The organism is Phyllobacterium sp. P5_D12, assembly GCF_054049495.1.
The window spans coordinates 19,200-28,063 of the sequence record NZ_JBFUMG010000014.1 but is presented as its reverse complement, the minus strand read 5'-3'; the positions used below and the strand labels follow the sequence as shown (position 1 = coordinate 28,063).

The following is an 8,864-nucleotide window of genomic DNA, read 5'->3' as shown; positions in this document are numbered from 1 at the left end:
GCCTGATCATCAGCCGTTTGAACTGCAAAAAAGGGCGCGGGAGATCGCGCCCTTTTATTTGGCGTCATCGATACTAKCGATGAGATTATCGCGCACAGTTATTAATTCGGCGCGCATGTCTTTTGCTTCGCCCAGAGTGCAGCCAAATGCCTGTCCGATTGCGATGGGTATGGCTTCGGCGCGTTTTCGCGTGGCGCGTCCTTCAGCCGTAAGTCCGATCAGAACTTGACGCTCATCCACCGTATCGCGGCGGCGTGTAATAAAGCCTGCGCTTTCCAGACGTTTCAGAAGCGGGGTTAGCGTGCCCGAATCGAGGCTGAGTTTGTCGCCGATCGATTTGACCGTCTGGTTCTCCTGCCCCCAGAGCACCACCATCACAAGATATTGCGGGTAAGTCAGGCCGAGCGCCGTCAGGCGCGGCTGATAGGCACGCGTAACAGCGTTGGCCGTCGAGTAGATGGCGAAGCACAGGAAGTTTTCCAGTTTGAGGAGTGACTCCGGTGCCTTTCCCGATATTTCGTTCATTGTTCATCATCCTTTCAGGACAGGACAGTGCAAAATAGCAAAGTCAATTGAATTGCGCATCATTTAATTTTTCATCATATACCAAAATACATATTGCGCATAATTTAATTGTGTGCAATCTAGCATGCATCGAACAACCAATCTAAGGAACAGTGATGAGCATTCTCTACACAACGAAGGCGACAGCAACCGGTGGCCGCGAAGGCCGTGCAGCAAGCGAAGATGGACGCCTGCAAATTACACTTTCAACGCCGAAGGAACTCGGCGGCAACGGCGGTGACGGCACCAATCCGGAACAGCTTTTCGGCGCCGGCTATTCCGCCTGCTTTCTCAGCGCTATCAAATATGTAGCGGGCCAGAAGAAAGTGAAGCTTGCCGAGGAGAGCGCTGTCACTGCGACTGTTGGTATTGGTCCCCGCGAGGACGGTAAGGGCTTCGGCCTTGACGTGGCGCTCGCAGTCACTCTGCCGGGCGTGGAAGCTGCACAGGCTCGGGAAATTGTCGATGCCGCGCACATTGTTTGCCCCTATTCGGAAGCCACGCGGAGCAACCTCAACGTACGTATATCGATTAATTGACACCCGGGGTCGTCGTACTAGGGTTATCCAAGGAAGTTACACCAAGGGTGATATTCCGTTACATAGGACGTCCCCGCCACCCTTTTTGACCAACAGCATCTGATGTTGCTGCAGCGGGAGGCGGGTTAGCTGCCCAGATGCCCGCGCAACCGGAAATCAAACAAACCAGCGAAAGGATACAACTCCCATGCCTACGATCACCACAAAAGACGGCACCGAAATATACTACAAGGACTGRGGCAAGGGACAGCCGGTCGTTTTCAGCCATGGCTGGCCGCTCTCTTCGGATGCTTGGGAAGATCAAATGTTCTTCCTCGCCTCAAATGGCTACCGCGTCATTGCGCATGACCGCCGCGGTCATGGACGCTCTAGCCAGCCCTGGAATGGCAATGATCTGGATACCTATGCGGACGATCTGGCGGAACTGTTCGAAAAGCTCGATCTGAAGGATGCAATCATGATCGGCCATTCGACGGGCGGCGGTGAAGTTGCCCGTTATATCGGACGGCATGGCACAAAACGTGTTGCCAAAGCAGTGCTTATCGGGGCCATTCCCCCGTTGATGCTGAAAACCGAGGCCAACCCCGAAGGCTTGCCAATAGATGTCTTCAATGGTCTACGCGATGGGGTCCTCGCTGACCGGTCGCAGTTCTTCACAGACCTGTCGCTACCGTTCTATGGCTATAACCGACCTGGCGCGAAAATTTCCGAAGGCGTCAGAGATTTCTTCTGGCTGCAAGGTATGATGGCTGGAATGCCCGCCTCCTACTTCTGCATCAAAGCATTTTCCGAGACAGACCTCACCGAAGATCTGAAGAAGTTCGACATTCCGACCCTGTTCATCCATGGTGATGACGACCAGATCGTGCCAATTGACGATGCGGCGCGCAAGGCTGTGAAGATCGTGAAGAACGCTACCTTGAAGGTCTATCCGGGTGCGCCCCACGGTCTTGCGACGACGCACAAGAATCAGCTCAACAAAGACCTCCTGGATTTCGCCAAGGCCTGATCTGGACTTTAATCAAAGTCAAAGCCCACGCTTTTCGATCATGGCATCGGGCGTGGGCATCTTGCCGCGAAACGCCTTATAGAGATCTTCCGGATCACGGCTTCCACCCGCTGAATAGATATATTGTCGCAGCTTCGCGGCGAGATCACTGTTGAACACGTCGCCGGTCTCCTCGAATGCCTTGAACGCATCCGCATCCAGCACCTCTGACCACATGTAGGAATAATAACCGGCTGAATAACCATCTCCGGAAAACACGTGTGTGAAGTGCGGGGTGCGATGGCGCATGATAATGGCATCGGGCATCTCCAGTTGCCTCAATGTATCGGCCTCGAATTTGATCGGATCGACGGGCGGGGTACCGTCCGCATGAAACGCCATGTCAACCAGCGCAGACGAGGTGAATTCAACCGTGTTGAACCCAGCATTGAATGTATTGGCGGCAAGCACCTTGTCGAGCAAGGCCTTCGGCATCGCTTCGCCGGTGCGGTAATGAATTGCATATTTCTCTAGAATGGCCGGCACGGTCAGCCAGTGCTCGTAGAGTTGAGATGGCAATTCGACAAAGTCACGCGATACGGAAGTGCCGGAAACGGCTGGCCAGGTGACGTCAGACAAAAGTCCGTGCAGCGCATGGCCAAACTCATGAAACAGCGTTTTCGCACCATCAAGCGATAGCAGAGCAGGCTCACCTTTGAGCGGTTTGGCGAAATTCATGACGTTGTAGATGATCGGCTTATGCTCGCCGTTGAGCTTGTGCTGCGATTGCAGGGCACTCATCCATGCGCCAGAGCGCTTCGATTGGCGATTGAAGTAGTCGCCGAGGAAAAGGCCTCGTTCGCTGCCATCGGCATTGAAAACTTCCCAGACGCGGACATCAGGATGCCAGGTCGGAATGCCCTGTTTCTCCTCGAACGTAATTCCGAACAGACGTGTCGCGACGTCGAAGCAGGCCTCGATGACCTTCTCCAGTTGCAGGTAGGGTTTCAGTTCGGCCTCGTCGAAAGCGAAACGTTCGTTGCGCAGTTTCTCGGCATAGTAGCGCCAGTCCCAGGGTTCGACTTTGTGATTGCGGCCTCCGCCTGTGATAAGCCGCTGCAGATCGGTTTCTTCTTCGGCGGCGCGTGCCTTGGCTTTGTCCCAGACCGGTTCCAGCAAGTCCATAACCGCTTTGGGCGTCTTGGCCATCGTGTCATCGAGCTTGTAAGCTGCGAAGCTTTTATAACCGAGCAGATTGGCTTTTTCAGCACGCAGCTTCACCATTTCGGCAACGATGTCTGTATTGTCGGTCTCCCCGCCATTTTCGCCGCGGGCTGCCCAGGCACGGAACGACTTTTCGCGCAGGGAGCGGTTTTCGGAAAAGGACAGGAACGGTTCGATAATGGAGCGGGATAATGTGACTGCCCAGGCATCGGGTCGGTCACGTTCTTCGGCGGCACCGCGCATCGCATCACGCACAAAATCCGGCAAACCGGCCAGTTCCGCCTCGTCAGTGATGAAAAGTGCCCAGTCCGCTTCGTCTTTTTGCACGTTCTGCCCAAATTGTGCACCAAGGCTTGCGAGCCTTTCATTGATGTCGGCAAGCCGTGCCTTGCCCTGTTCATCGAGCCGCGCGCCGCTGCGCACAAAACCTTTCCAGGTTTTCTCCAGCACACGATCTGTTTCGGGATCGAGACCGAGCAGGTCGCGCTGTTCGTAAAGCGAATCGATACGCGCGAAGAGCAGCGGGTTCATCATGATCGAGGAAGAATGGCGTGACATTTTCGGCGCAATGACCCGTTCGAGCGCCTGGATCGTTTCATTGGTGTGGGCACCGGCCCGCAGCCAGAAGATTGCGGAGACACGATCCAGGTCCTTGCCGGAAAGTTGCAAGGCCTTCAGCGTGTTCTCAATCGTCGGGACGTCATGCTGATTAACCACGGCCTCGATATCGGCGAGGTCGGCCGTAAGGGCGGCGTCAAAGGCAGCGGCGAAGTCATCATCCTTGAAAGCGGAAAAGTCGGGCAACCCAAGAGGCCCCGCCCATTCTGTCAATGCTGTGTTGATGGACGGTTTTGTTGAGGACATGGGGCACTCCGTCGTGGAAGGAACTCTATGGCTCTAACATCTAAGACGGAGAAGCGAGTGCCACAAGCCGGTTGTGCGATAAAGTCTACGCAAGTGTGCCAAACAAAAAAGCGGGGCAGGGCCCCGCTTCGTTTCGCGTTCGGAAATATCAGCTGTTGCGCTTGCGGGCGGCAAGCGTGCGCAGCCGCAACGCGTTGAGGCGGATAAATCCAGCGGCGTCCTTCTGGTCATAAGCGCCGCGGTCGTCCTCGAAAGTCACGAGAGCGTCCGAATAGAGCGACTTTTTCGACTTCCGGCCGGAAACCATGACATTGCCCTTGTATAGCTTCAAACGAACGGTGCCTTCTACATCGTCCTGGCTTTTGTCGATCATGGCCTGCAGCATTTCGCGCTCCGGCGAGAACCAGAAGCCGTTGTAGATAAGCTCGGCATAGCGTGGCATGAATTCATCTTTGAGATGGGCCGCGCCGCGATCGAGCGTAATCGACTCCATTGCACGATGTGCGGCGAGAAGTATTGTACCGCCGGGTGTCTCATAGACACCGCGCGATTTCATGCCAACGAAACGGTTTTCGACCAGATCGAGACGGCCGATACCATTGTCGCGGCCAAGGTCGTTGAGCGCTTTCAACAGTGTTGCAGGGGAGAGCGGCTTGCCGTCGATAGCAATCGGATCGCCCTTTTCGAAAGTGATTTCGATTTCCGTTACTTTATCTGGCGCTTCCATCGGCGAGATTGTGCGCTGGTGCACATATTCCGGAGCCTCCACCCACGGATCCTCGAGCACTTTGCCTTCCGACGAAGAGTGCAAAAGGTTTGCATCCACGGAGAACGGGGCCTCGCCAAGCTTGTCCTTGGCGATCGGAATCTGATGTTCGCGCGCAAATTCCAGAAGATCCGTGCGCGATTTGAAGGTCCAGTCGCGCCAGGGGGCGATCACCTTGATATCTGGATTAAGTGCATAAGCAGAAAGCTCGAAACGGACCTGATCGTTGCCCTTGCCTGTCGCGCCGTGGGCGATTGCGTCGGCGCCGGTGCGGGCTGCGATCTCGACGAGATGTTTTGAAATCAGCGGGCGGGCAATCGAAGTGCCGAGCAGATAGACGCCTTCATAGACGGCATTGGCGCGGAACATCGGAAAGACGAAATCGCGAACGAATTCCTCGCGGACATCCTCGATATAGATCTCCTTGATGCCCATCATCTCGGCTTTTTTTCGAGCCGGCTCGAGTTCCTCACCCTGGCCGAGATCGGCGGTGAAGGTGACGACTTCGGCGCCGAGTTCCGTCTGCAGCCACTTCAGGATAATGGATGTGTCGAGCCCGCCCGAATAGGCGAGCACAACCTTCTTGACGTCTTTCCACTTGTTCATTCTGTTTTCCCGCATATCGGCTGTTTCTTGCAGGGTCTTTTATCAGGTGCGGTGGTGTTGGCAAGGCTGCTCTCGGAGAGATGCGGCTTGCCTCTGCAGGCCTCGTGTCGCTCGGTGAACGGAGAAGGCAACTGTTTGAGAACAACATTTGAAAAATGCATCACATAAAACAGGCGGCAGGCGTCGAAAGCGGGTGGTTAAAATCCGATAGTCGCGTTAGCTTCCGTCAAATTAGTTGCGGAGCTTGTAAATGAACTTCATTCCTGAATGGTCGATTATTCTGCAATTTGCTGTTGCGACCTTTGTTCTTTCAATCACCCCCGGGCCTGACATGACGCTTTTCGTGGGCCGCGCTTTGTCGGAAGGCAAGGCCGCCGGTTTTGCCTGTCTGGCGGGTGCAAGCAGCGGCATTGTGGTGCACACGACGATGGTGGCTATCGGCCTTTCGGCGTTAATTGTTGCATCACCGAGCGCGTTTCTTGCGCTCAAGATTGTCGGCGCGGGATACCTGGTATGGCTTGCCTATCAGGCAATCCGCCATGGTTCAGCGTTCTCCCCGGAAAAACAAGTTGGCCAATCCCATACACTGTTTCAAAACTGGCTGACCGGCTTCGGAATCAATCTGCTCAATCCGAAAATCATCCTGTTCTTTATGACCTTCTTGCCGCAGTTCGTCTCGGCCTCGGATCCGCACGCACCCGGAAAGCTGTTTTTTCTGGGTGTGCTGTTTATACCGCTCGCCCTGCCTGTGGTTGCGCCGATGATTATTGCGGCGGACAAGTTTTCCAAGCTGCTCAAGAAAAATCCGACCGTCACCCGGATCACTGATTGGCTTTTCGCAGGCGTTTTTTCCGCTTTCGCAGCAAAGATCTTGATGGCGCAAGCGAAGTAGCGCTCCAGCTATAGGTCTTTCGGAAGCTTGGCGATCACGCCTGCACTGCGTCCCGAAATCAGCCAGTATACAAAACCACCGACAACACCGGTGGCGAGGATTGCAGCGAACGTGCTTGTGTCTTCCGCTTGCGGTCGCCATTTCCAGACAATGATGACGACGGCAATGCCAGCGCCGCCGAGCGCATAGAATAGCCAATCGCGCCAAGCGGTCAGCTCGGCATAAAGAATAAGAATCGCCGCCGGAAAGAAGATGCTGTAGCCAATCACTGCCGCAAAAGCCGGAACGGTCAAATATAAAAAGGGACCCTCAGAGCCGATCAACTCGGAACTGCCAAGCAGCAGCAGGTTAAGGAACAGCGATGCGGCGAAAATCGCGCAGACGAAGCCAAACGTGATCAGGGCAAAACGTAGCAAGTAGGCCAGGATCCGGCTCAATCTTCGCCGTGCCCCGCGATCATCGCCGCCTCGAACGCCAGACGGTCGGTCTTCTTCATGCGTTCCGATTCTGATTTCAACTGACCGCAGGCTGCCAAAATATCACGTCCGCGCGGGGTGCGTATCGGCGAGGCGTAGCCGGCATTGTTAACGTAATCGGCGAACTTCTCGATCTGTTCCCAGTCGGAACACTGATAGTTCACACCAGGCCAGGGATTGAACGGGATCAGATTGATCTTCGCCGGAATGCCCCTGAGCAGTTTTACAAGCTGTTTGGCATCGTCGAGCGAGTCATTGACGCCCTTGAGCATGACATATTCAAAGGTGATGCGCTTCGAATTGGAGAGGCTCGGATAAGCCCGGCAAGCATCGAGCAATTCCTTCAGCGGGTATTTCTTGTTGATAGGCACGAGCATGTCGCGCAGATCGTCGTTCACAGCATGCAACGAGATTGCCAGCATGACGCCAATCTCTTCGCCTGCGCGATAAATTTCCGGCACGACGCCTGAAGTCGACAATGTGATCCGGCGCTTGGACAACGACAGGCCATCGCCATCGGAGGCGATCAGCAGAGCCTTCTTGACGTTCTCGAAATTGTAAAGCGGCTCGCCCATTCCCATCATAACGATGTTGGAAACCTTGCGGCCCTCAGCCGGTACAATGGCACCGTCCGGCGTATTGCGATCAGGGAAATCCCCGAGGCGGTCCCGGGCGATCAGCAACTGAGCCAGAATCTCTTCGGCGGTCAAATTGCGGACGAGTTTTTGGGTGCCCGTGTGACAGAAGGAGCAGGTGAGGGTGCAGCCGACCTGGCTGGAAATACACAGGGTACCGCGGCCTTCTTCCGGAATATAAACCGTTTCGATCTCGACGGGACGTCCGGCCCCGCGTGGCGGGAAGCGGAACAGCCACTTACGGGTCCCGTCATTGGAAATCTGTTCCTCGACGATCTCCGGACGCGCAATATTGAAGTGCTGATCCAGCAATTCACGCATGTCCCGGGAAATGTTCAGCATATCGGCGAAATCGGAAACGCCTCGCACGTAGAGCCAATGCCAAAGCTGCGCGACGCGCATCTTTATCTGCCGTTCCGGCACGCCGATCGCAACCAGCGCCTCGCCCATTTCTGCTCGCGACAAGCCAATCAACGACGGCTTTTCAACCATCGCGGTTCGTACGGCATTACGGGATTTGTCCCGGGCAACAGGATGTGTCAGGTCTAGTGATACGGACATGGAGTTTTCTAACGTTCTAATCGGAAGCGGGGCTCATACCACGTTCCAGCCCGCGCGTCACCTCCACATGCAAAAGGGCCAAAACAGTGTTCGGCCCCTYTATGACGACATCTCTTCGAATTGTTACTTGCAGGTCGCGATGGCCTTCAGAGCAGCCGAAACACCCTTCAGCGAATACGCATAACTCGTCTTCGTACCGCGCTTCGAGACAGCGTTGATTGACATCTGATGTCCGGCACGCAATGCGGCGACGAGTTGCGGTTCTTCGGCAGCATTTTCCATCCAGCCATGGCTGCCACTGGTAAACATGGAGAAAGAGCGCTCGTCGATCTTCACAACCACCTTCGAATTTGCCTGCAGATCGTAACCGGCCTTGAACTGCGGCTCATAACTGACGTTCTGACCCGGCTTCTGGCTGACCATGAAGAAGTTATCGCCATGATCGATCTTGGCAGGCTGCTTGTCGATCGGGACAGAAAGGACGTAGCAGACTTTACCATTGCCTTGCTGATAGCTGTAAGCGCCCCACGCGTTGTACTGGCTGATCTGACTTGGGGTCTGGGCAAGAGCTGTTCCCGTCAGCCCAAACATGAGCACAGAGATCGCTACGATTGATTTTCCAAACATTTTACCTACCAGTTTTTCTCGCGTATTTCATAACTAGCAAACCGGCAATGGCCCGGAAGATTTCCGGATGCCGCATTGTCCAGTTCGCTTCCCTTAATTTGACTTAATCTGGGTTACCAAAC

Annotated in this window: 9 protein-coding genes; 3 read left to right on the top strand and 6 right to left on the bottom strand. The window is 54.9% G+C overall.

Annotation, left to right across the window (positions count from 1 at the left end; genetic code table 11):
• Positions 1–54: 54 nt before the first annotated feature.
• Positions 55–525, bottom strand: coding sequence for a MarR family winged helix-turn-helix transcriptional regulator (locus tag ACXJ5O_RS02410; RefSeq protein ID WP_457298485.1), 471 nt, complete (start codon positions 523–525; stop codon positions 55–57).
• 155 nt (positions 526–680) lie between these two features.
• Here ACXJ5O_RS02410 and ACXJ5O_RS02405 point away from each other — a divergent pair, with 155 nt between their 5' ends.
• Together ACXJ5O_RS02405 and ACXJ5O_RS02400 are read left to right on the top strand one after the other, a co-directional pair.
• Complete coding sequence (locus tag ACXJ5O_RS02405; RefSeq protein ID WP_457298484.1) at positions 681–1,103, top strand: organic hydroperoxide resistance protein; 423 nt, start codon at positions 681–683, stop codon at positions 1,101–1,103.
• A 187-nt stretch (positions 1,104–1,290) separates the two neighbouring features.
• On the top strand, positions 1,291–2,112 hold the full coding sequence (locus tag ACXJ5O_RS02400) for an alpha/beta fold hydrolase (RefSeq protein ID WP_457298483.1): 822 nt from the start codon (positions 1,291–1,293) through the stop codon (positions 2,110–2,112).
• A gap of 18 nt (positions 2,113–2,130) precedes the next feature.
• Here the strand turns inward: ACXJ5O_RS02400 and ACXJ5O_RS02395 are convergent, their stop codons facing one another.
• Both ACXJ5O_RS02395 and ACXJ5O_RS02390 read right to left on the bottom strand, forming a co-directional pair.
• Positions 2,131–4,179: a M3 family metallopeptidase gene (locus ACXJ5O_RS02395; protein WP_457298482.1), complete on the bottom strand. Its 2,049-nt coding sequence runs from the start codon at positions 4,177–4,179 to the stop codon at positions 2,131–2,133.
• Between the two features lie 148 nt (positions 4,180–4,327).
• A complete protein-coding gene (locus tag ACXJ5O_RS02390; RefSeq protein ID WP_457298481.1) occupies positions 4,328–5,551 on the bottom strand; it encodes an argininosuccinate synthase in 1,224 nt (407 codons plus the stop codon).
• A 250-nt stretch (positions 5,552–5,801) separates the two neighbouring features.
• Between ACXJ5O_RS02390 and ACXJ5O_RS02385 the strand changes: the two genes are divergently transcribed.
• Positions 5,802–6,443: a LysE family translocator gene (locus tag ACXJ5O_RS02385; protein WP_209998885.1), complete on the top strand. Its 642-nt coding sequence runs from the start codon at positions 5,802–5,804 to the stop codon at positions 6,441–6,443.
• Positions 6,444–6,451: 8 nt separating this feature from the next.
• Here ACXJ5O_RS02385 and ACXJ5O_RS02380 read toward each other — a convergent pair whose 3' ends face one another.
• The 3 genes from ACXJ5O_RS02380 to ACXJ5O_RS02370 form a co-directional block, all read right to left on the bottom strand.
• Complete coding sequence (locus tag ACXJ5O_RS02380) at positions 6,452–6,880, bottom strand: hypothetical protein (protein WP_457298480.1); 429 nt, start codon at positions 6,878–6,880, stop codon at positions 6,452–6,454.
• The gene (rlmN, locus tag ACXJ5O_RS02375) at positions 6,877–8,115 is read right to left on the bottom strand and encodes a 23S rRNA (adenine(2503)-C(2))-methyltransferase RlmN (RefSeq protein WP_457298479.1); all 1,239 of its coding nucleotides are present in this window, start codon (positions 8,113–8,115) and stop codon (positions 6,877–6,879) included. Before rlmN ends, ACXJ5O_RS02380 begins: the two co-directional genes overlap by 4 nt.
• A gap of 123 nt (positions 8,116–8,238) precedes the next feature.
• The gene (locus ACXJ5O_RS02370; RefSeq protein ID WP_114429668.1) at positions 8,239–8,742 is read right to left on the bottom strand and encodes an invasion associated locus B family protein; all 504 of its coding nucleotides are present in this window, start codon (positions 8,740–8,742) and stop codon (positions 8,239–8,241) included.
• Between the last annotated feature and the right edge of the window lie 122 nt (positions 8,743–8,864).

What these genes read in the sequence shown, in the direction of transcription:
- ACXJ5O_RS02405 (WP_457298484.1), top strand. Translation starts at nt 681, where the DNA reads ATGAGCATTCTCTACACAACGAAGGCGACAGCAACCGGTGGCCGCGAA.
- rlmN (WP_457298479.1), bottom strand. Translation starts at nt 8,115, where the DNA reads ATGTCCGTATCACTAGACCTGACACATCCTGTTGCCCGGGACAAATCC.
- ACXJ5O_RS02395 (WP_457298482.1), bottom strand. Translation starts at nt 4,179, where the DNA reads ATGTCCTCAACAAAACCGTCCATCAACACAGCATTGACAGAATGGGCG.
- ACXJ5O_RS02385 (WP_209998885.1), top strand. Translation starts at nt 5,802, where the DNA reads ATGAACTTCATTCCTGAATGGTCGATTATTCTGCAATTTGCTGTTGCG.
- ACXJ5O_RS02370 (WP_114429668.1), bottom strand. Translation starts at nt 8,742, where the DNA reads ATGTTTGGAAAATCAATCGTAGCGATCTCTGTGCTCATGTTTGGGCTG.
- ACXJ5O_RS02390 (WP_457298481.1), bottom strand. Translation starts at nt 5,551, where the DNA reads ATGAACAAGTGGAAAGACGTCAAGAAGGTTGTGCTCGCCTATTCGGGC.